General features: G+C 39.9%; 18 protein-coding genes. 4 read left to right on the forward strand and 14 right to left on the reverse strand.

The window, feature by feature from the left end; genetic code table 11:
• Positions 1 to 4 precede the first annotated feature (4 nt).
• Both addB and tsaE read right to left on the reverse strand, forming a co-directional pair.
• Positions 5 to 3055 (reverse strand): double-strand break repair protein AddB, encoded by a 3051-nt coding sequence (gene addB, locus QJV27_RS06225; protein WP_281448085.1) that lies wholly within the window; start codon positions 3053 to 3055, stop codon positions 5 to 7.
• Between the two features lie 9 nt (positions 3056 to 3064).
• Positions 3065 to 3511, reverse strand: coding sequence for a tRNA (adenosine(37)-N6)-threonylcarbamoyltransferase complex ATPase subunit type 1 TsaE (gene tsaE, locus QJV27_RS06230; protein WP_281448086.1), 447 nt, complete (start codon positions 3509 to 3511; stop codon positions 3065 to 3067).
• Positions 3512 to 3903: 392 nt separating this feature from the next.
• Between tsaE and QJV27_RS06235 the strand changes: the two genes are divergently transcribed.
• Together QJV27_RS06235 and alr are read left to right on the forward strand one after the other, a co-directional pair.
• On the forward strand, positions 3904 to 4923 hold the full coding sequence (locus tag QJV27_RS06235) for an NAD(P)/FAD-dependent oxidoreductase (RefSeq protein WP_281448087.1): 1020 nt from the start codon (positions 3904 to 3906) through the stop codon (positions 4921 to 4923).
• 21 nt (positions 4924 to 4944) lie between these two features.
• On the forward strand, positions 4945 to 6078 hold the full coding sequence (alr, locus tag QJV27_RS06240; protein WP_281448088.1) for an alanine racemase: 1134 nt from the start codon (positions 4945 to 4947) through the stop codon (positions 6076 to 6078).
• A gap of 124 nt (positions 6079 to 6202) precedes the next feature.
• Here alr and QJV27_RS06245 read toward each other — a convergent pair whose 3' ends face one another.
• From QJV27_RS06245 to QJV27_RS06255, 3 genes are all read right to left on the reverse strand, one after another.
• Positions 6203 to 6511 carry a hypothetical protein gene (locus tag QJV27_RS06245; protein ID WP_281448089.1) on the reverse strand — a complete coding sequence of 103 codons (309 nt, stop codon included), beginning with the start codon at positions 6509 to 6511 and terminating at the stop codon, positions 6203 to 6205.
• A gap of 304 nt (positions 6512 to 6815) precedes the next feature.
• Complete coding sequence (gene typA / locus QJV27_RS06250; protein WP_281448090.1) at positions 6816 to 8636, reverse strand: translational GTPase TypA; 1821 nt, start codon at positions 8634 to 8636, stop codon at positions 6816 to 6818.
• 107 nt (positions 8637 to 8743) lie between these two features.
• On the reverse strand, positions 8744 to 9772 hold the full coding sequence (locus QJV27_RS06255) for an adenosine kinase (RefSeq protein ID WP_281448091.1): 1029 nt from the start codon (positions 9770 to 9772) through the stop codon (positions 8744 to 8746).
• Positions 9773 to 10045: 273 nt separating this feature from the next.
• Between QJV27_RS06255 and QJV27_RS06260 the strand changes: the two genes are divergently transcribed.
• Positions 10046 to 10597 (forward strand): bactofilin family protein, encoded by a 552-nt coding sequence (locus QJV27_RS06260; protein ID WP_281448092.1) that lies wholly within the window; start codon positions 10046 to 10048, stop codon positions 10595 to 10597.
• Between the two features lie 70 nt (positions 10598 to 10667).
• Here QJV27_RS06260 and QJV27_RS06265 read toward each other — a convergent pair whose 3' ends face one another.
• The 4 genes from QJV27_RS06265 to QJV27_RS06280 all read right to left on the reverse strand — a co-directional run bounded on the left by QJV27_RS06265 (position 10668) and on the right by QJV27_RS06280 (position 14275).
• Positions 10668 to 11234, reverse strand: coding sequence for a GcrA family cell cycle regulator (locus QJV27_RS06265; RefSeq protein ID WP_281448093.1), 567 nt, complete (start codon positions 11232 to 11234; stop codon positions 10668 to 10670).
• An 82-nt stretch (positions 11235 to 11316) separates the two neighbouring features.
• Positions 11317 to 12492, reverse strand: a complete 1176-nt coding sequence (rnd, locus tag QJV27_RS06270) for a ribonuclease D (protein ID WP_281448094.1) — start codon at positions 12490 to 12492, stop codon at positions 11317 to 11319.
• 9 nt (positions 12493 to 12501) lie between these two features.
• Entirely contained in the window at positions 12502 to 13311 is an 810-nt protein-coding gene (locus QJV27_RS06275; protein WP_281448095.1) for a glycosyltransferase family 32 protein, read from the reverse strand.
• 136 nt (positions 13312 to 13447) lie between these two features.
• Complete coding sequence (locus QJV27_RS06280) at positions 13448 to 14275, reverse strand: glycosyltransferase family 32 protein (RefSeq protein ID WP_281448096.1); 828 nt, start codon at positions 14273 to 14275, stop codon at positions 13448 to 13450.
• A gap of 128 nt (positions 14276 to 14403) precedes the next feature.
• On the opposite strand from QJV27_RS06280, the gene queF reads away from it, so the two are divergent.
• A complete protein-coding gene (gene queF, locus QJV27_RS06285; protein WP_281448097.1) occupies positions 14404 to 14871 on the forward strand; it encodes a preQ(1) synthase in 468 nt (155 codons plus the stop codon).
• 27 nt (positions 14872 to 14898) lie between these two features.
• Here the strand turns inward: queF and atpC are convergent, their stop codons facing one another.
• Genes atpC through atpH form a run of 5 tightly spaced genes read right to left on the reverse strand, consistent with a single transcriptional unit; the run spans position 14899 to position 19920 of the window.
• On the reverse strand, positions 14899 to 15315 hold the full coding sequence (atpC, locus tag QJV27_RS06290; RefSeq protein ID WP_281448098.1) for an ATP synthase F1 subunit epsilon: 417 nt from the start codon (positions 15313 to 15315) through the stop codon (positions 14899 to 14901).
• A 30-nt stretch (positions 15316 to 15345) separates the two neighbouring features.
• Entirely contained in the window at positions 15346 to 16848 is a 1503-nt protein-coding gene (atpD, locus tag QJV27_RS06295; RefSeq protein ID WP_281448099.1) for a F0F1 ATP synthase subunit beta, read from the reverse strand.
• Between the two features lie 35 nt (positions 16849 to 16883).
• Entirely contained in the window at positions 16884 to 17801 is a 918-nt protein-coding gene (locus QJV27_RS06300) for a F0F1 ATP synthase subunit gamma (protein WP_281448100.1), read from the reverse strand.
• An 11-nt stretch (positions 17802 to 17812) separates the two neighbouring features.
• Positions 17813 to 19351 (reverse strand): F0F1 ATP synthase subunit alpha, encoded by a 1539-nt coding sequence (atpA, locus tag QJV27_RS06305; RefSeq protein WP_281448101.1) that lies wholly within the window; start codon positions 19349 to 19351, stop codon positions 17813 to 17815.
• Complete coding sequence (atpH, locus tag QJV27_RS06310; RefSeq protein ID WP_281448984.1) at positions 19351 to 19920, reverse strand: ATP synthase F1 subunit delta; 570 nt, start codon at positions 19918 to 19920, stop codon at positions 19351 to 19353. Before atpH ends, atpA begins: the two co-directional genes overlap by 1 nt.
• Positions 19921 to 20595 lie beyond the last annotated feature (675 nt).

The following is a 20595-nucleotide window of genomic DNA, read 5'->3' on the forward strand; positions in this document are numbered from 1 at the left end:
ATGATTACTCACCTTCCGAAGTTGATCCCCACTCTAACACCCGTGCCAAATGGGCATAATCCCCAAAGCGAGGCACCCCACCCCCCGTGGAATGATCAAATAAATAAGGGCGGGGTCTTGATAAATAAGGTTGTTGTTCATGACGATATAATTCAATTAACCGAATCAAAGACTGCCAATACCGATCCATCAGTTCGAAAACTGCGTTATCTATGCAATCTGAGGCTAGTCTTCTGGGAATACCAACTTGTTGATCATTATCAATTCCCCCTTTTAATTTCCAATAATAAAGCTGGGTAATAGGCTTTTGCGATAATTCCCGCCCAAACGCCCCACGATAAGCCATTGCCGCCTCTAAGGGTAATTGGGGGGCATGCCCACCTTCTACTTGGGTAATGGACGGGGCATTCCCAGTTTTATAATCAAAAATATTTACTGAACCATCCCGATTCAAATCAATTCGATCGGCAATCCCTCGTAATGTAAAGGACTGACCTGTTTCTTGGTAGAAATCATATTGTCCTTTGATTTCACAATAAGTTTTACCATAAGCCCCCTGTGTCCGCCTTTGTTGTTCAGTTTCAAAAACCCATTTTGCAATACGCAACAACCGCGCCCGCCACCATTTTTGCAAAGATGGCACAATATCCTGTCTTGCCTGCAAAGCTTGTAACAAGCACATCTCTACTTTTTTTAAATCCCATTGCCGCTCTTCGTAAGCTTGTTTTAATCCTTCATGCACGACATTACCAAAAATACTGGCCGAACGATCTTCTTCCAATCCAACGATTTTTCGTAACTTCAAAATACGTTTTGCATAAATCTCATATGGATCTTTCAACCAATATTCGACATCTGTAATAGACATGGTCGTTGGTCGCCAGGACAATGGAGGTTTAGGCTGCGGTGGGGTAACAGGTTGTGATGCACCTGATGGATGATCCAACATACGTGCCCATTCTAGGGCAGGATGGTAAGGAATAATGCTTTGTCTGCCCTTTAACCATGCTTTTAACCGTGTAACCCATCGCGATGGAACCACGGGCGCATTATCCCTGCGTAAAGGAACGGATAAAACAATTTCTGGAACTGAACAGCACGTTAACATAAAGTCATACGCAGCCCTGCCAACCTCTGCATCTGGTAGGGGGATACCCATTTTATTACGCATTGGCCGACTTAACCACGGGCCAGAATCAATGACAGGCGGCCATACGCCTTCAGCTAAACCACCCAAAATAACCATATCGACCGCTTGCAATCGGGCCTCAATCAATCCCCAGATATATACTCTTGGATGTAATACCTGATCTTTGCGCCCCCTTAAGACCCGGCGAGTGTGAACAATAATTCCCGTATAAGATGCGTTTAGAATACTTTCAAACTCTTGCAATGTAATTTCGGATAACAGCTGTGCCTCTGCTATCAAATTACGCAAATGTTCAGCCAGGGCATTCCCTTCTTCTGCCGACCATAATGCCTCTTCACCTGCATGCTCACTGTTAGAGGTCAGTGCTTCTATACATTCAACCAATGTAATAACCCACTGATCCAAAGATCGTTTCTTAGCACCTTGGGTTAAAGGGACTGATAAATCCTCTAATACAAATATTAGATTTAAAATATCTTGAGTATTCTCTAAAAAATCAGCAATATTTCCCTCACCTTTAATGCCTTGCATCCCTCCCAGATCATTCCATTTTTGCTGAATTGCATATCTGATTGTGGATAATCCCGACGCTGCAAATTGTCGTAACACGTTTACTTCTAACAAACGCGTTAATTTGCGGCATTCAGACTGAGCATATCCACAACAAATCAAGGGATGTTTCAATAAAGATAATAAAGCAACAGGGGTAAACCGTTCTATACAGGCACGTAATAGCAAACTTAACAATATTGCACCTGGGGTTTTGTATAAAGGTTCACCAGCACTGTCGTCGGCAATAACCCCCCAGCGTCCTAGTTCCAAAGCAACACGCATTGCCAAATTTCGATCTGGGGTAACTAGTGCGATTCTTTTTTCGGGGTTTTCCAGACCATCTCGAATCATCAACGCAATCGATACTGCTTCTTGTTGCTGATCAATCGGTTCTGAAAAAAAACAATGTGGTAAACAAACCTTGTTACGATCATTTAGCCAATGATCCAATAATTCTGCGGGTAAAAGCATTTGTTGAAACACATGCACACGTTCCATATTTACTGTCTTGAGGTGTGGATCATTCCATAACTGAAAATCTTTGCGCTTTATCCCAAGCCTAATCAGCATTTTAGCCATTTCAGCGTAAGGATGTGTTAGGTCTAAATCATTCCAAATAGCTTCTGGTAAATTATCTTGAATTCCTGAAATGATCAATTTCCCGTTGGGTAAATGAATAATCGCAGATAGCAAATCAACCACTGCTGGACGGGCATCAATAAACCCCACTGCCCAAACCGGTTCATCATTACCAGCCGTTCGCCAAAATTGAGCTTGTTCCCTTATCAGTGCAACCTTTCTGGCTACGGGATTCATAACATTATTATCCGCCAACCATTGTGGCCAGATATCGGTAATAATGCTTAAAAATTTCAAAATATGTTGCCAATGTTGTGCATATTCCCCATCCACGGCCTTTGGCAAAGACTCTTGTAACGAACAGTCCGCCCATTCAGCCTCGTCCATTAATTCTGCCAATGAGGTTGCCAATTTCCATGCTTCCCCCGCCTGCTCTTGATGATCTAAAGTTGTATCCATTTGTCTGATCAACAATGTTAAAATTGATAGACGTTTTATTGGATCAACCGCGGGGGGTAAGGTCAGATTACTGTCGCCTCTTAATACCAAAGCCGATTCATCAATGGCACCCATGGATACAATTCTGGGCAATAAAACTGGTTTTCCTTGAGTTACTTGCAAGAAAGTCTCAATTAATGCCTTGGCGGTTCGTTGATTGGGGACAATAATCATTCCGTGATGCTGAACATCTAGTCGATTATTAATTTCGTCCATCCATCGCATGGCTACCAGCCTTAAAACTGGCATATTGAACGGTATAGAAATTAGTTTCATTTCCTTACCTTATAATAATCTAAGACGATCGCCCCAACCTTTTAAATGTGCAATACGTATCGTATCTGATTGAATGGATAAATGAATTTCAAGACTATCGGAAGGGGTTAAGTCACCTAAACGTTCTGGCCACTCGACAATAACGACCCCTTCTGTTGCATCTTCCCAATCTAACTCTATTATCTCATCTGCCCCCTCTAATCGCCATAAATCATAGTGGTACAAATAAAATTTAGGGGATTCATAAACTTGCACGAGGGTAAAAGATGGGCTGGGAACTTCCATTTGTGGATCTTGGCAAATTGAGCGTAACAATGCCCTAGCCAAAGCGGTTTTACCCACCCCCAACGCACCAAACAACAAAATAGAATCTTGACACTGAACATGAGGGGCAATTCGTTTGGCCAACGCTTCGGTTGCTTGTAAATCAGGCAAGGAATACGTTAATTGATCCATTTAAGTGACCACTTTCTTATCTTATATTGTAATTATATTAGCTATATATAGTGGAAAATTAAACAAACACCTACCAATAGTTATGACATATAAATAATACTGATTATCAAATGATTTTTTGAACAAGTTAATTAAAATATTACTACTTATATTTTTATTCGGTTCAGATTGCTTTCAACGCCCCGTATCCAAAACGTAACAAAATTGAAACATTAAGGTTCTTTAAACCCGCATAAAAAATAAAGATGTCATGAGTTTTAAGTTAAATCCTACGGTAAACGAAATTTTTATAACTGTAGACTGTTTATAAAGTTCTTATTCTAAAGTATATTCCGTTTTGAAAACCGTAAATTACAATCTACAGTCTGTTAACTTGTGAAGAATTAAAAGCTATGACAAAATCCTCTATCTCGACTGATGTTGCTATTATTGGTGCAGGTCCAACTGGACTGTTTGCTGCGTTTGAATGCAGCATGTTAAAAATGAACTGCGTATTAATTGATACATTGGATCACGTCGGGGGACAATGTTCTGCTTTATACCCTGAAAAACCGATTTACGATATCCCAGCTCTTCCCAAGATTACAGCTCAAGAGTTAATCGACTCTTTAGAAAAACAAATTGCACCCTTTTCTGTGCCACGTTTATTATCTAAAACCGTAACAGAACTGCGAGGGGAAAAGGGTAATTTTATCCTTACTACCCATAAAGGCGATCAAATTCACGCCAAAGCGGTTATTATTGCGGCTGGCGCGGGTTCTTTTGGTCCCAATCGCCCACCTTTAGAAAATATTGAACTTTACGAACGTTATGGGAATGTTCATTACTACATCAGATATAGTGACCAATTTAAAGACAAAGACATTGTTATTGCTGGGGGTGGTGATTCGGCGGTAGACTGGGCTTTGGCTTTAAAAAACAAAGCCAAATCTATTACCCTCATTCACCGCAGGGATCGTTTTCGTGCTGCACCAGAAAGTTTATGCCGTCTAGATTGTGCCATCACTGAACAAAAAATTCATAAAATGGTTCCTTATCAATTACACCAATTAAATGGCGATCATAACGGCTTAAATAGCATCGATGTGATTTCAATGGACGGTGTGGTTAAAACGTTAAAAGCTGATCATTTACTGGCCTTTTTTGGACTAACCACCAACTTGGGGCCATTAGAATCGTGGGGCATTGAAACCCACCAAGGCAGAATACCCGTCACCCCTTCAACATGCCAAAGCAACAAAGAGGGGATTTACGCGATTGGCGACGTTTCCACCTATCCTGGTAAATTAAAACTAATCTTGCAAGGTTTCAGCGAAGGTGCAATGGCAGCTCATGCGGCCTATTCTGTTGTGTATCCAGATATGGCATTGCATTTTGAACATTCCACGACCCAAGGAATTCCTAGCAAATAATTTTGCCTGAAAGCATATTATATGTCTAATCCCTATATGTCTATTGACCCCCAACTCTTCACCCACAGGGCTGGGGCAGAAGTTCATATTGATTTATCTGCTATTACGCAAAACTATCTTTATTTACAAAGCAAAGTCGCCCCTGCACAATGTGGTGGGGTGGTCAAAGCAGATGCATATGGACTTGGCATGGTCGAAGTGGCCAAAGCTTTATATAAGGCTGGATGTCGTCACTTTTTTGTTGCCCATCTTGACGAAGGAATTGCCTTAAGAAGCGTGTTAAATGCAGAATGTACCATTTATATTTTGCACGGCTTCATTCCAAACCAAGAGGCATTATTTATCCAAAATCGTTTAACCCCTATTTTAAACGATATCCAGCAGTTAAAATCATGGTCACAACTTTGTAATCATCAAAGAAAGAACCATCCAGCAGCAGTACAATTTGATACGGGAATGTCAAGATTTGGCATCGGGCAAGATGAATTAGCACAACTATCCCAAATTTCTTGGGATTTCTTTCGCCCTTGTCTTGCCATGAGTCATCTTGCCTGTGCTGACACCCCCGACCATCCTGCCAATCAACAGCAATTAACAAGATTCAATACCCTAAAAGCATTAATTCCCTGTACCACTGCCAGTTTATCGGCCTCTAGCGGGATATTTCTAGGCAAGGATTTTCATTTCGACTTGGTCCGTCCAGGTATTGCTTTATATGGTGGGAACCCAACTCCAAATGCTCCTAATCCAATGCGTGCTGTTGTTACATTACAAGGAAAAATCTTACAAACACGATCCATTAACACAGGGGATTTTATAGGATATGGTGCCACATTTGTTGCCCCTTGCCCTATGAAAATTGCTACCCTTTCAATTGGCTATGCGGATGGTTTTTTCCGATCTCTTAGCCCGAAATTACAAGCCAGAAGCCCAAAATATCCTGAGATCCCCCTACCATTACTGGGCAGAATATCAATGGATTCGTTATGTGTTGATGTTACCAACTTGCCTGAAAATAGTATACAGTCAGGCGATATAATTGAATTGATTGGTAAATCGTGTTCTATTAATGATGTTGCAAGAACAATCGACACGATTAGTTACGAAATATTAACTGCTTTAGGTGATCGATATCACCGAATTTACACAAGTTAAAATATAATCTCATCAAAGTTCTAAACACAAAAGCAATATAATACAATCAATAGTAAACACATCAAAAAGGGGAAACGATCATCCAATCGTTTCCCCTTCCTAATACTCTTAAGAGTATCGATAATTAGTTAGCTTCTGGAGCTTCTGGTGCTGCTTCTGGAGCTGAAGCTTTTTTACCATGATGAGCTTTTTTACCATGGTGAGCTTTTTTACCATGGTGAGCTTTTTTACCTTGGTGTGAGCCTTTTTTACCATGATGAGCAGCAGGACCTTGACCTTCTGGACCTTGTGGACCAGCTTGTGGGCCTTGTGGTGCAGGTGCAGAAGCTGATGGAGGAGGTGGAGGAGGTGCATCTTGTGCAAAAGCAGGAGCTGCGAAAGCTAATACTGCTGCTGTTGAAAGAACAGCTGAAAGGCTAGAAAATAATTTCATTTTTAATCACCAAACTGAAAAACTATGTAAGAAGTTCATCGAAAGTTGTTTTATCCGATATGAGTAAAACCTAGCATACGATTTTCGTCGTGTCTTACATTTTAATTTGATCTTTTTTGCAATTTGTTACAAGTTTGCCTTATTTTGATCCAAATCACTGGTATGACTGGGCAACTAAAATGCATCTTTTTGTCATAATTTCAAAAAATGCAGCAAATATACTGTCTTACCCATTATACAATTTGTTACAAAAAAAAGCCACCCTAAATTCAACTAGGGTGGCTTTTACATTTAGTTACAAAGATTAATCATTTTTTTGTCTTGAATGACGCTTACGTTCATGTGGATCTAAATATAATTTACGAATACGAACAGCTGAAGGTGTTACTTCTACCAATTCATCATCTTCAATATACGCAATTGCTTGTTCCAAACTCATCTTACGAGGGGGGGTTAATAACAAAGCTTCATCTTTACCTGCAGCACGAATATTGGTTAACTTCTTTTCTCTGACAGGATTAACATCCAAATCATTTTCACGAGAATGTTCACCAAGAATCATACCTACATAAACCTTTTCACCAGGACTGACGAATAAAGTTCCACGATCTTGTAAAGAAAATAAGGAATATTGAACAGCAACCCCATCTTCGGCAGAAATCAAAGAACCATTACGACGACCAGCAATCGCACCAGCCCACGGACCATAACCAGAGAATAAGCGGTTCATGATTCCCGTGCCGCGCGTATCCGTTAAAAATTCGCTATGATATCCAATTAATCCCCGTGATGGAATCGCAAAGGTCAAACGTACCTTGCCACCACCAGATGGATTCATGTCTTGCATTACCCCTTTACGCAAAGACAATTTTTCAACAACAACCCCAGAATAAGGTTCATCTACGTCAACCAACACTTCTTCGTATGGTTCTTCTTTTTCGCCTGTTTCTTCATTAATGCGTGTCAGTACCTTGGGGCGACCAATGGTTAATTCGAATCCTTCACGGCGCATGGTTTCAATCAACACGCCTAATTGTAACTCTCCACGTCCAGCAACTTCGAATGCATCGGTTTCATTACTATCTGTTACTTTAATTGCAACGTTGCTTTCCACCTCACGGAACAACCGTTCACGAATCTGACGAGATGTTACTTTTTTCCCTTCACGTCCCCCTAAAGGACCGTCGTTAATACGAAAGGTCATCGACAAAGTTGGAGGATCAATTGGTTCAGCATGAAGGGCTTCGGTAACTTCAGGGGCAGCAATGGTTTCAGAGACTGTTGCCTCAGAAAGACCAGCAATCGCAACAATATCGCCTGCTTGAACTTCATCAACGGGAACACGTTCCAAACCACGAAAAGCCAATAATTTACTAACACGCGCTGTTTCCACAACAGTACCATCCATCCGTAATGCACGTACTGGCATATTGACTTTGGCAGTTCCTTGTTCAACACGTCCTGTTAGAATACGACCCAAAAAATTATCAGATTCTAATATACTAGCGACCATTGCAAAAGGTGCATCTTTATTCACATTTGGTGCAGGCACGTGCTTGACAATTAAATCAAATAACGCGCTCAAATCTTCTTTATGCCCCTCAACAACATAATCAGCCCATCCTTGACGACCAGAAGCATACAACATTGGAAAATCCAGTTGCTCATCACTGGCACCTTGTGCTGCAAATAGATCGAAAACTTCGTCATGCACTTCATCAGCCCGTGCATCGGAACGATCAACTTTATTTACCACAACAATTGGACGCAGACCCCGCTTTAATGCTTTGGCAACTACGAATTTTGTTTGTGGTAGAGCCCCTTCAGCAGCATCAACAAGCACAACTGCACCGTCAACCATCGACAAAATACGTTCGACTTCACCACCAAAATCAGCATGGCCTGGGGTATCAATAATATTAATCCGTACATCATTCCAAACAACTGATGTACATTTTGCCAAAATTGTAATACCACGTTCACGTTCCAAATCATTACTGTCCATCGCGCGTTCAACAACGTGTTGATTTTCACGAAATGTTCCTGACTGTTGTAATAATTGGTCCACTAAGGTTGTCTTGCCATGGTCAACGTGCGCAATAATGGCAATGTTACGGATTTCCATAATACTCTATTTTCTCCAACAATATTAAATTCTTATATCCCATTTCCAAGATATAGATTACTTTTCTTAAATTACCTCATTAATATTTCATAAAAGGTAACTTTATTTTAGAAGTTCATAACTTCTTTCAATTCTGGCAAAGGTCGCGCACCAAAATGAGAGATAACCTCTGCGGCGACGACACTGCCCAAGCGTCCACATTCAGCAAAAGATCGTTCCGTTGTCCATCCAGCTAAAAACCCTGCAACATAAGCATCCCCTGCCCCTGTTGTATCTACTACAACTGTTGGGACACAAGCAACTTCTATCCGCTCGCCATTGGCTAAAATAACACTGCCTTTTTCACCCCGTGTCACGACAACAATTGAAGCATCTTGGACAGCTTGTGTAACTGCACTTTCGAAATCTTCCGTTTCGTATAATGCACAAATTTCAAGTTCATTAGCAAATACCATATCAACACGAGAAGATACAAAATCTTTAAATCGTGCTAAATGTCTTTTAACACAAAAGGGATCAGATAAACTTAACGCTACCTTTTTCCCAGCTTTGTGGGCGATATCTGCGGCTAAATAAAAAGCTTTCTGTGCTAATTCCCCATCAAACAGATACCCCTCTAGAAATGTTACTTTAGCAGCACTGATCACATCTTCAATAACATCTTCTGGTTGAAACTGAGTGCAAGCCCCTAGATACGTGTTCATTGTACGTTGACCATCAGAGGTTACAAATATAATTGAACGAGCAGTATATAGATCTGGATGAATGCGCGTTTTTAACGGCTTGGAAGGAAAATAAACACCCCCTTGACGAATATCTTCGCCAAAACGTTTACCCAAACTATCATCAGCTACCTTGCCCAAATAGGCAGTTTTTGCACCCATTAATGCAGCAACAAAACAAGTATTAGCAACAGATCCACCGCTCATTTGTTTTTCAGGTTTAATTAATCCTTTTAATTCTTGTGCGCGTTTAGCATCAATTAATGCCATAGTCCCAGGCACCATACCTTGCTTTTCCAAAAAATCCGAATCGACCTGCACCAAAATATCAACAATGGCATTACCAATGCCGACAATATCAAATTCAGCATCGTCCCCCTTTTTATGTCCCAATAATTCTCTAAAACTTCTCATCTATCCCTGTACTCCGTTCATATTTATAAAAATAAACACGTTTTTTCGACTTAAATACTTTTTTCCTGCAAAAAATCTTATAAAATTGTTTATCTCATCTTTCGCTTGCAGTTTCTTAATAAGTTCTTATAAATCATAATTAGTAACATTATCTCATATATTTATTAATGGTGATTTACAATTTTAACCTTAATAAACTATACAAAAGTTAAGATTTTATAATTAAATCACATCTTCTTTCTCTTCTTTAATCATGATGAAGGCTCTACCTCTATGTCAAATAATTTACCCCCAGTCTTGGAGAAAAAACTTATTAATCGTAATACTCTTTTAACAAATTCAGATCGATCTTTGAATATGAGCAACTCAACCCATCATGATACCGCAGCCCACCGCAGAACCTTAGTCGTCAGTTCAGGAATCAAAATACAAGGAACACTTGAAGATATCGAAACTTTGGTTGTTGAAGGTGTTGTTGAAACAAGCATGATCAAAACTAAAAAACTGCTTATACAAAGAAATGGCACATTTCGCGGTGAAGTAGATTCCCAAGATGTTGAAATTACAGGAATATTAGAAGGGAATATTGTAGCCCAAGGTAACCTGACTGTTACTGCGACAGGACGTTTACTAGGCAAGGCAAAATGTAGACGCTTAAAGGTTGAAGATGGTGGACAAATCACTGGGCAAATTGAAATGATTACCGCTGATAAGCTTAAACAACCAACCACCCCTTCTGAACCATCCCAACCAACAACAGAGAAAAGCGATACTTCTCTGGCAGATACATTGTTAAATACCAGCGATACATCGGAAACACTATAAAGAAAAATCTCTTAATATTTTTATATTAAGAGATCTATACTTTGAACCTTTTAAAAGCGAATATCAAATTTCAAGCCACGTTGTTTTTGCGGTCTCTCAACTTTACATAAGCAATTTGTACATGTTCTAGACAATAAGGTTTACCAGGGATCGCCTGTGCCCCACAAAAGTGAAAATCTTTCGTCCCAGGATCGCCAATTGGCCAACAACATTCTGAATTTGAACGCCTTTTAGGTAACTCTGCTGGCGTCATAAATTCTATCTTTGTTTTTCTAGGCTTAATCTCAACCTTTGGCATCCCAGCTAAGATATCGTTTTCTTTAACTGTTTCCTTTTGTGGCGATGGCGTTTCAACATGTACAATTTGATCTTTTGGCTTTTCTGCAACTTTTGCTTTGGGCTCTTTGATGGCTTTCGTTACAGTATTTTCAGGCTTTACCTCGGTTTTAGCAGGTGTTTTTTCTTTCTTAGCAGCAGATCTCCGAATCGGTGATGGTCTACCCTCTAATCCTAAACGATGTGCTTTGCCAACAACTGCATTCTTTGTAACGTTTAGTTGCCGCCCAATTTCAGCAGTTGATAGCCCTTGTGCCCATAGCTCACGCAACCGAGCAACAATTTCTTCATTCCACTCCATAAACTCTGTTACCTCATTTCCTTTTTAAACGCAGTTAATTAATTATCACCTAGAATCCAATCATCATAAAGTATTTAATACACTAATGCTTTATGAATTCTATTTTCTGATTACGAATACCTAAAGTCAAATGCCCGTCACATAAATCGACCGCATCCTGACCAAATACCTCCTTACGCCATCCTGACAGTACAGATAATTTCCGCTCTCCCATCGCTAGTTTTTCGATATCTTTACTACTGGCAACCAGTTTTGGCGCAACCTTATAGGTCTCACATTTGGCTTGCAATAACACTTTCAACAACATAACTAGTGCTTCCGAAGGTTTTGCTTTTTCTACTTTGATCGTAACTGGTAAAGGAAGTTCTTCCACAGGGGTATTTTTAACCTGTTTGATCACAGCTATTAAAGATAACCCTTCTTTACTATCTGCAAAGCCCTGAGATATTCCACGAACACGGCTTAACGCCTTAATATTGTCAGGTAAAGCTGCGGAAATTGCCAAAATACTTTCGTCACGCACCAAATGCTGTCTGGGAATATTCAATCGCTGGGCCTCTTGCTCTCTCCATTGAATAACGGCATATAAGCAACCTAATAAACGCCGATTATGAGTTCGTGGACGCAGTCGTTTCCAAATTTTTTCCAAAGGGGGCAAAAAGAAAACGGGATCCGACAAGGTTTCCATTTCAGCTGCAACCCATTCCAAGCGATTCGTTTGCTGTAATTGTTTTTGTAAAACAAGATAAACATCCCACAAATACGTAACATCAGCCGCCGCGTAACTCTGCTGAGCTTCGGTCAATGGACGCATTGACCAATCACTAAAACGGTGAGATTTATCGATATTATGCCCTAACAACGATTCGACCAAACTATCATATCCGATTTGATTACCAAACCCTGCCACCATGGCAGCAATTTGCGTATCAAAAATAGGTGCTGGTAAAATATTAAATAAGTGCAAGAAAATTTCTAAATCCTGTTGCGCTGCGTGAAACACCTTAACAACGGTTGGGGCTGATAATAACGGTACCAACAGCGACAAATCGATATCTTCTGCCAATGCATCCAGTATATAAACAGATCCTGCACCTGCAATTTGCACCAAACATAACTCTGGCCAATAAGTCCGTTCCCTAACAAACTCAGTATCTATTGTAACGAACTTTTCTGTTAATAAGGAAGTCACCATTGACTGCAATGATGCATTATCTGTTATCATCACAGGTTGTGAAAATTTCTGTAAATTACTCATATATATTTATTATAGTTCATATAGTTTACTTGGAAGTCTATATTTTTTCCAATTACCTTCAGAAGTATTTTTATATTCAAATGTAGCACCATGAAATGCACGTGCAGTTAAAAATCTCTCTCCTATTTTCAAGTGCTTTTTAAAATACTCTATATTCCCGTGATACGCAATTTGTTCAAATAACAACCTCATAGTACCTATCGTAACGGCAGCAGGTCCCGTATATTCCCATACGTTTGTAAAACGCTGTGGTGTTGTTAAGTGTACCTGTATCTGGTTAAGGACAGACAATATGATAGGACTATTAGGCTCACAAACTATAAAATCATTATCAATGCAACTGGGACTGCCGAAAGTGTAAAGCAAAAAACAACCGAAATCCTGAAAATTACAAATATTATCCAAACTAGCATGACAATCAATGTCTATATCCGTATATATCCCTCCTTCTCCTAACAAATAGCAAATTCGAAAAAAATCCGCTTGCATCGCTTTATGTATACAACGTCTATCATAAAGATTACACAATGTTGCACCATAATGATCATAAATATAATCACGTGCCATTTCAGCGTCAAAAAGAATGGTTTGATATCCCACATTATTTTGTTTGATTTTCTCTATTGATACTTGAACATCATGGGGTGGATTTTTATCATGCCAAAACATAATAATCTTTTTTGGAATGTTATGAGGGATTTTATTGGTGATCGTTGGAGGCGTCTCATCGCTAACTAAAGAAAAGTGACCTGCCTTGAGATATTGGGTCAATTTCCACACTAAATGCCCTCCACCAGTATTAATTTTTGCTGGCCCCATCAGCCCGTCCCCTCTTTAACCTTCAAAATTATATCTATATTAAAATATGAAATTTTCATTCTTCACATTATTGAATTTCAGAAAAACTTCATCAGCAATTTATCATATGCTAGGAATTACTACAGAATAAATAGTTTCATAATCGATATAAATGTTTGGGGAACTGAAAACTCCGCCAATTTCCTTCTTGTGTTTGCTTATATCCTAACTCTGCGTGACGATATGCTTTTATAGCAACTTGATGATCCGCTAATAATAACTGACCCAATCCATAACCTTTAGGCAAATCATTGATAATGGCGTTCATCAACAATTCCATAATTGCTAAACTCACCGCTCCTGGCCCTGTGCATTCCCAAACGTTGGCAAAACTGCGTTCAGCAGTCAAATGTGATTGCATTTTTTGCAATATCGCAGCGATAATCTCGTTTTGTGGTGCGCAAACAATAAAGTCATTGTCAATACAACAGGGTTTGCCTCGACTATAAAACAAAAGACACCCAAACTCAGCAACAGGAAAGGTAAGATCTAATGAAGCATAACATTCAATGTCAACATCTACATAAATTCCCCCTTTTTGTAGCAGATAACAAATCCTAAATAAATCTGACTGCATTGAGGGATGAACACAACGCCGTTCAAATAAAGCGCTTAACTCAGCCCCATAATGTTCGTAAATAAAAGCATGTGCACTGTCATAATTGAACAGCGTCACGTGATATGCAGAATTATATCGTTTGATCTTATCAATTGATTCTTTTACGTCTTGGGGTAATTTTCGTTGGTGCCAAAAAAGACAGATATGTTTAGGAATATTGTCCAAAGCGTGATAATTTTGGTTTGATTGACTTGCTGTATCCACCATTGAAAAATATCGTGGATTTAAATAATGTTCGACTTCGTTTAAGGGATGAAGAGCATATTTAAAATATTTTGCTTTTTCTTTTTCCTCTTGGGTAAACATCAACCGAGCCTTTTCTTGCACAAGCAAGCATAATTCAATAATATCAAAGCAAGGATACACCTATTGATAATAATATATTACGTCTTCAGCAAAATACTACAGTCTTTCCATTATTATATTGAAAAAAAATGTCTAATAAATCTGATTTAAAAGAACATCTAACACAATTAGGGCAAAACACCCCTCTGCCTCAATCCCCACAGGACGCCAAGTTGGAACGTGTTCCTGCCCCTTATCAAGAATATGACTATACTGTGCGCTTTACTGCGCCCGAATTTACGTCCTTGTGTCCGATTACTGGACAACCTGATTTTGCACATCTTGTAATTGATTATATTCCAGGGAAATGGATTGTAGAAAGCAAATCATTAAAACTTTATCTATCCAGTTTTCGAAACCATGGTGCATTTCACGAAGCATGTACCGTTGAAATTGGTGCAACCTTGGTAAAATTGCTTAAACCAAAATGGTTAAGAATTGGGGGATATTGGTATCCCAGGGGGGGAATGCCAATCGATGTCTTTTGGCAAACAGATAACCCACCCAAGCATGTTTGGATCCCCAAACAGGAAGTCCCATCCTATAGAGGAAGATAGTTCCTATCCCCCTCCATAATATCTTGGCTATTTCTTTTCAGAAGTAGCCAATTCTAACATTACCCGAGCTCCTTGTATATCTTCAATAAGCTCGCGCTGTTTATCAGCATCTTTACCCTTAGCAGCCTCTTTATAGCTTTCCTCTAAAGTAGCCAAACGCTGGCGTACTTTTTCTTCAGAAAGCGCATCAAGCTTTGTTACTTCCTTGGCAAGTACTGTGCATTGTGTTTCCTTCATTTCGGCAAAACCACCTTCAACAAAGAAACTTTGCGTAATTTTATCGCCTTCATAGAGGTTAATCACACCCCCACGAAGTAGGAAGATCATCGGTGCATGACCTTCCATTGCAGCAATATCACCTTCTAAACCGGGTAAAACAGCCATATCGACGTTCTGAGAAAGGACAACTTCCTCTGGACTGATAATTTCAAGTTGTATCGACATTACTGCCTTCCTTTACAGCCATATAGACGCTTATTTGCCTTCTTGTTTCATTTTCTCTGCTTTTGCAACAGCTTCATCTATGGTGCCAACCATATAAAATGCTGCTTCTGGCAGATCATCATGCTTACCGTCAACAATTTCTTTAAAGGAACGTACGGTATCCTTAACAGGAACCAATTTACCAGACATCCCTGTGAAGACTTCAGCGACGTGGAAAGGTTGCGACAAGAAACGTTGAATACGACGTGCACGAGAAACGACTTTTTTATCTTCCTCAGATAATTCATCCATACCCAAAATGGCAATGATATCTTGCAATGATTTATAGTTTTGTAAAATCTGTTGCACTTTACGAGCCACTTCGTAATGTTCTTCACCAACGATGCGTGGGTCCAAAGAACGAGAGGTAGAATCCAATGGATCCACAGCGGGATAAATTCCAAGCTCAGCGATAGAACGATTCAACACTGTTGTCGCGTCCAAATGCGCAAACGTTGTTGCAGGTGCAGGATCGGTCAAGTCATCAGCAGGCACATAAATTGCTTGCACAGACGTAATAGATCCTTTTTTCGTTGAAGTAATACGCTCTTGCAAATTTCCCATTTCGGTTGCCAAGGTAGGTTGATACCCCACGGCTGATGGAATACGACCTAACAATGCAGAAACTTCAGAACCAGCCTGGGTAAAACGGAAGATATTGTCCACAAAGAACAAAACATCTTGTCCTGCTTCGTCACGGAAATGTTCAGCAACAGTTAATCCAGATAACGCAACACGTGCACGTGCCCCAGGGGGTTCATTCATTTGACCATAAACCAAGGCCACTTTTGAGCCTTCAGTGCTGTTACCGTCAACCTTAATAACGCCGGCATCTTTCATTTCGTGATAAAGGTCGTTACCTTCACGAGTTCTTTCACCAACACCCGCAAATACTGACACACCACCGTGTCCCATTGCAATATTGTTAATTAACTCTTGAATCAAAACGGTTTTACCAACACCAGCACCACCAAACAAACCAATCTTACCCCCACGCAAATAAGGGCAAAGCAAGTCAACAACCTTAATTCCTGTTTCCAGAATTTCTGTTGCATCTCCTTGTTCTTCAAAAGAAGGGGCTTCGCGATGAATGGATGAATAATGTTTTGCGTTAACGGGACCTAATTCATCAATAGGTTCACCAATAACGTTCAAGATACGGCCCAATGTTTCGTTGCCAACAGGCATACGAATCTGGTTGCCTGTGTCAACAACCTCCATTCCACGAACCATTCCGTCTGTGGAATCCATTGCAATACAACGAACTTGATTGTCACCCACTTCTTGGGCGACTTCCATTACCAAAGTACGATCACCAATTTTACAGGTTAATGCGTTTAGAATATAAGGCAGATCACCTGTGAATTGCACATCGACGACAGCACCTTTGATTTCGGTGACACGACCTACAGAATTACTTTTAGATGCAGCCTGATTCCCCGCTGATGAATCAGTGTGTGCTGCGTTTTTTTCTTCAATTGCGGTTTCCGACATAATAGGGTCAGCTCCTAGCAGAATAATTATAACAATCAGGCAGCATTTGCACCTGATATAACCTCAGACAGTTCATTCGTAATGTTTGCTTGACGCGTACGGTTGTAGTGCAGGCTTAACTTATCAATTGCTTTACCAGCATTGCGTGTCGCGCTGTCCATCGCAGTCATACGCGCACCTTGTTCACCAGCATTGGTTTCCAACATTGCTGCAAATAACTGCACACGTAAATTTTGAGGTAATAAACGACGAAGTAACTCTTCACCCTCAGGTTCGAATATGTAATCCGCCTTTACCTCTTCTTTCTGAACGGCCAACTTATCATCCAATGTTTCGGTCTTTTTGCTGCTAACCGCAATATTCAAAGGAACCAACTGTAACTCTGTTGGAACTTGCAACATCACATTTTTAAACTGGTTATAAACAACAGTGCAAACATCGAATTGCTGATCTTCTAACAAGGTTTCAATATAACTTGCCATTTGTTCAGCAGTTTCAAAGGATACATTTCCTAAACGATGGGTTCCCCCCTCTGGCCCAACGACCAAATCAGGATATTCCCCACGAAAATACACATATGCTTTAAATCCAATTGGACAAACTTTGACTTTTTTACCTTCTTTAAGAAGACGTTCAATCAAACTACGTGTCGTACGATTAATGTTTCCGTTAAAACCACCTGCCAAACCACGATCACTGCTCATAGGAATAATTAAATGAACATCTTGTTTTCCTGTTCCTGCCATCAAAGGTGGCAAACCAGGGCGATCACCAAGAGATTCTTTTAAATTAACCAAGATACGTTGCATCGCTGTCGCAAAAGGTTGAGCTTGACGTGAGCGTTTTTCAGCGCGATGCATTTTTGCAGCTGCGACCATTTTCATCGCACTGGTAATCTTTTTAGTCGATTTAACGCTATTAATTCGAGCGCGCAATTCCTTTAAAGAAGCCATTATAACGCCCCTTAAGCTTTTTTGAACTTAAGAACAAAATCTTTCAAGAATGCCGCTAATTTCTCTTCAAGCTCTTTCGTTATCTGAGCTGCATCGCGGATTCCATTCAGAATCTCAGCACCAGAAGTACGCATAACTTCAATATACTGACGTTCAAAATGACCAATTTTATCTACAGGGATTTCATCCGTGTATCCACGTGTTCCAGCATATAAAACAACAACTTCTTCTTCCATTGTGTATGGAGAATTCTGAGGTTGTTTTAACAATTCTGTCAAGCGTGCACCACGTTCCAACAATTTACGGGTAGAAGCATCAAGATCAGAAGCAAACTGAGAGAACGCTTCCATTTCACGATATTGTGCCAATTCCAATTTAATACTGCCCGCAACTTGTTTCATGGCTTTACTTTGAGCAGCTGAACCAACACGAGATACTGATGTCCCTACGTTAACCGCTGGACGAATACCACGATAGAATAATTCTGTTTCCAAGAAAACCTGACCATCGGTAATTGAAATCACGTTGGTCGGAATATATGCAGATACGTCACCAGCCTGCGTTTCAATAACAGGCAATGCGGTCAAAGAGCCACCACCATGTTCGTCCGACATTTTTGCAGAACGTTCCAACAAACGAGAATGCAAATAGAACACATCCCCAGGATACGCTTCACGTCCAGGTGGACGACGCAACAACAAAGACATTTGACGATAAGCGACAGCTTGTTTCGATAAATCATCATAGCTGATCAACGCGTGCATTCCATTATCACGGAAATATTCACCCATCGCAGTTGCCGCATAAGGTGCAATATATTGCATTGGCGCAGCATCAGATGCTGTTGCAGCAACAACAATACAATAATCCATCACCCCTTGCTCTTCAAGGGTGCGAACAACTTGTGCAACGGTTGAGCGTTTTTGACCAATCGCTACATAAATACAATAAAGGCTTTTCTTTGGATCATTTTGCGCATTCATTTTCTTTTGCGCAATCATGGTATCAATCAATACAGTTGACTTACCCGTTTGACGATCCCCAATAATTAATTCACGCTGACCACGCCCAATAGGCACCAAGGCATCAATGGCTTTAATCCCTGTTAACATGGATTCACATACGGATTGTCGTGGCATAATACCTGGTGCTTTGACATCAGCCAAACGACGTTCAACGTCCTTTAATGGCCCTTTACCATCGATTGGATTACCAAGACCATCAACAACACGCCCCAATAACCCTTTACCAACAGGCACATCCACCACTCGATTTGTACGAGTAACGGTATCCCCTTCACGAACCAATGTATCACTACCAAAAATAACAACACCAACATGGTCACTGGACAAGTTTAAGGCCATCCCAGTTAAATTACCATTTGAAAAAGAAACAAGTTCCCCTGCCATGACATTTTGCAGGCCGTAGACCAATGCAATACCGTCACCAACAGACAAAACAATTCCTGTTTCCTCAACGTTAGACTCTTTATCAAAGGACGCAATTTGTTTTTTAAGGATGTCCGAAATCTCTGCGGGACGGATTTCCATCACGCGGCTCCCTTCATAACATTATGTAGACGATTAAGACGAGATTTAAGGCTAGCATCATAGAGCTGAGCCCCAATACGTATGACAAAGCCGCCTAGTAACTTTGTATCAATACGTTCTTGAAGATTAACTTTTTCATAACCTGCTTGAGCTAAACGATCTTTTAACTGAGCACGCTGAATGTCTGTCAAAGGATGGGCAGTAATCACTTCTGCCACTGCCAACCCACGACGAAGATTAACCAAAGCAAAAAAGGCCATTAAAATGGCTTGTAAGTTGGCCAGTCTGCGATTATTCGCAATTACACCAACAAAATTTTGCAATAACTGACCAAAGCCAGCTTGCTTTAATGTGCCAACAATGATTTCACGGCTTTGTGCTGTATCGTAAGAAGGGTTCTTTAAGACCGCTCTTAACAGTTCGCTTTCATTGATGATTTTTAACAGACTGCCAACTTCGTTAACGATTTCATTCAAAACGCGCCCTTCTTCAGCCAATTCATAAAGAGCTGTAGCATAGCGACCTTTGAGGTCATTTTCCGTAAAAGTCGATGCCGCGCCAGCAGCCATTGTTGCATCGGTACTCACTTCGTTTATTCTTTCATTTCTCTTCTAGAATAGTGTAACAAAGCTATATAGCTTTCTTTACCTTACCAACAATTATGGTTATAGATATTTGTAAAGAATGTACTCTATACCAAATCATATAAAAAACAAAAATCAAAAAGCACTTTGCTCATCGTTTAATGCCGAACTGTTGCAAGTCTGTACGACCCAATAAACACATCCCATCACAAAACCATAAAACCCGTAACTTTAACTTGAGTGTTAAATAAAAGATTTTTGACAAAAAGAAAAGCCCTAGGATGCCCAAAATATGATAGATTCTTAATAAATAATAAATTATTTTATAACTTGATTTTTAAGTAACAGAACGAAACGCTTCGTACACGCCTGCCTTATGCAAACAGTATAGTAACATAGAATATTATGTGACTATTAGATAAATTGATATGCGGTTGCTGTATTAAACGAGACCTTTATGGATATCTCATTTAAAATGCCAAATTTTTCTACACTTAGTAAAATATTTAAATCAACATTCGTTCTCTCTAAACGATTCTGTTGAATGACAGACCAAATCATTAGGGATAAGAAAGCATAAAAGATTGTATTTTTAAAAACATCTTTGAGAGAAGGATATTTAAACATTTCTCTTTTTAAACATAGTTAAAAGATTAGAGA

It is taken from the genome of Commensalibacter oyaizuii (assembly GCF_029953265.1).
In the GTDB taxonomy this organism is placed as follows: domain Bacteria; phylum Pseudomonadota; class Alphaproteobacteria; order Acetobacterales; family Acetobacteraceae; genus Commensalibacter; species Commensalibacter oyaizuii.

Excerpts from the sequence above, each read along its gene's own strand:
- addB (WP_281448085.1), bottom strand. The coding sequence starts at position 3,055 with ATGAAACTAATTTCTATACCGTTCAATATGCCAGTTTTAAGGCTGGTA.
- tsaE (WP_281448086.1), bottom strand. The coding sequence starts at position 3,511 with ATGGATCAATTAACGTATTCCTTGCCTGATTTACAAGCAACCGAAGCG.
- QJV27_RS06235 (WP_281448087.1), top strand. The coding sequence starts at position 3,904 with ATGACAAAATCCTCTATCTCGACTGATGTTGCTATTATTGGTGCAGGT.
- alr (WP_281448088.1), top strand. The coding sequence starts at position 4,945 with ATGTCTAATCCCTATATGTCTATTGACCCCCAACTCTTCACCCACAGG.
- QJV27_RS06245 (WP_281448089.1), bottom strand. The coding sequence starts at position 6,511 with ATGAAATTATTTTCTAGCCTTTCAGCTGTTCTTTCAACAGCAGCAGTA.
- typA (WP_281448090.1), bottom strand. The coding sequence starts at position 8,636 with ATGGAAATCCGTAACATTGCCATTATTGCGCACGTTGACCATGGCAAG.
- QJV27_RS06255 (WP_281448091.1), bottom strand. The coding sequence starts at position 9,772 with ATGAGAAGTTTTAGAGAATTATTGGGACATAAAAAGGGGGACGATGCT.
- QJV27_RS06260 (WP_281448092.1), top strand. The coding sequence starts at position 10,046 with ATGTCAAATAATTTACCCCCAGTCTTGGAGAAAAAACTTATTAATCGT.
- QJV27_RS06265 (WP_281448093.1), bottom strand. The coding sequence starts at position 11,234 with ATGGAGTGGAATGAAGAAATTGTTGCTCGGTTGCGTGAGCTATGGGCA.
- rnd (WP_281448094.1), bottom strand. The coding sequence starts at position 12,492 with ATGAGTAATTTACAGAAATTTTCACAACCTGTGATGATAACAGATAAT.
- QJV27_RS06275 (WP_281448095.1), bottom strand. The coding sequence starts at position 13,311 with ATGGGGCCAGCAAAAATTAATACTGGTGGAGGGCATTTAGTGTGGAAA.
- QJV27_RS06280 (WP_281448096.1), bottom strand. The coding sequence starts at position 14,275 with ATGTTTACCCAAGAGGAAAAAGAAAAAGCAAAATATTTTAAATATGCT.
- queF (WP_281448097.1), top strand. The coding sequence starts at position 14,404 with ATGTCTAATAAATCTGATTTAAAAGAACATCTAACACAATTAGGGCAA.
- atpC (WP_281448098.1), bottom strand. The coding sequence starts at position 15,315 with ATGTCGATACAACTTGAAATTATCAGTCCAGAGGAAGTTGTCCTTTCT.
- atpD (WP_281448099.1), bottom strand. The coding sequence starts at position 16,848 with ATGTCGGAAACCGCAATTGAAGAAAAAAACGCAGCACACACTGATTCA.
- QJV27_RS06300 (WP_281448100.1), bottom strand. The coding sequence starts at position 17,801 with ATGGCTTCTTTAAAGGAATTGCGCGCTCGAATTAATAGCGTTAAATCG.
- atpA (WP_281448101.1), bottom strand. The coding sequence starts at position 19,351 with ATGGAAATCCGTCCCGCAGAGATTTCGGACATCCTTAAAAAACAAATT.
- atpH (WP_281448984.1), bottom strand. The coding sequence starts at position 19,920 with ATGGCTGCTGGCGCGGCATCGACTTTTACGGAAAATGACCTCAAAGGT.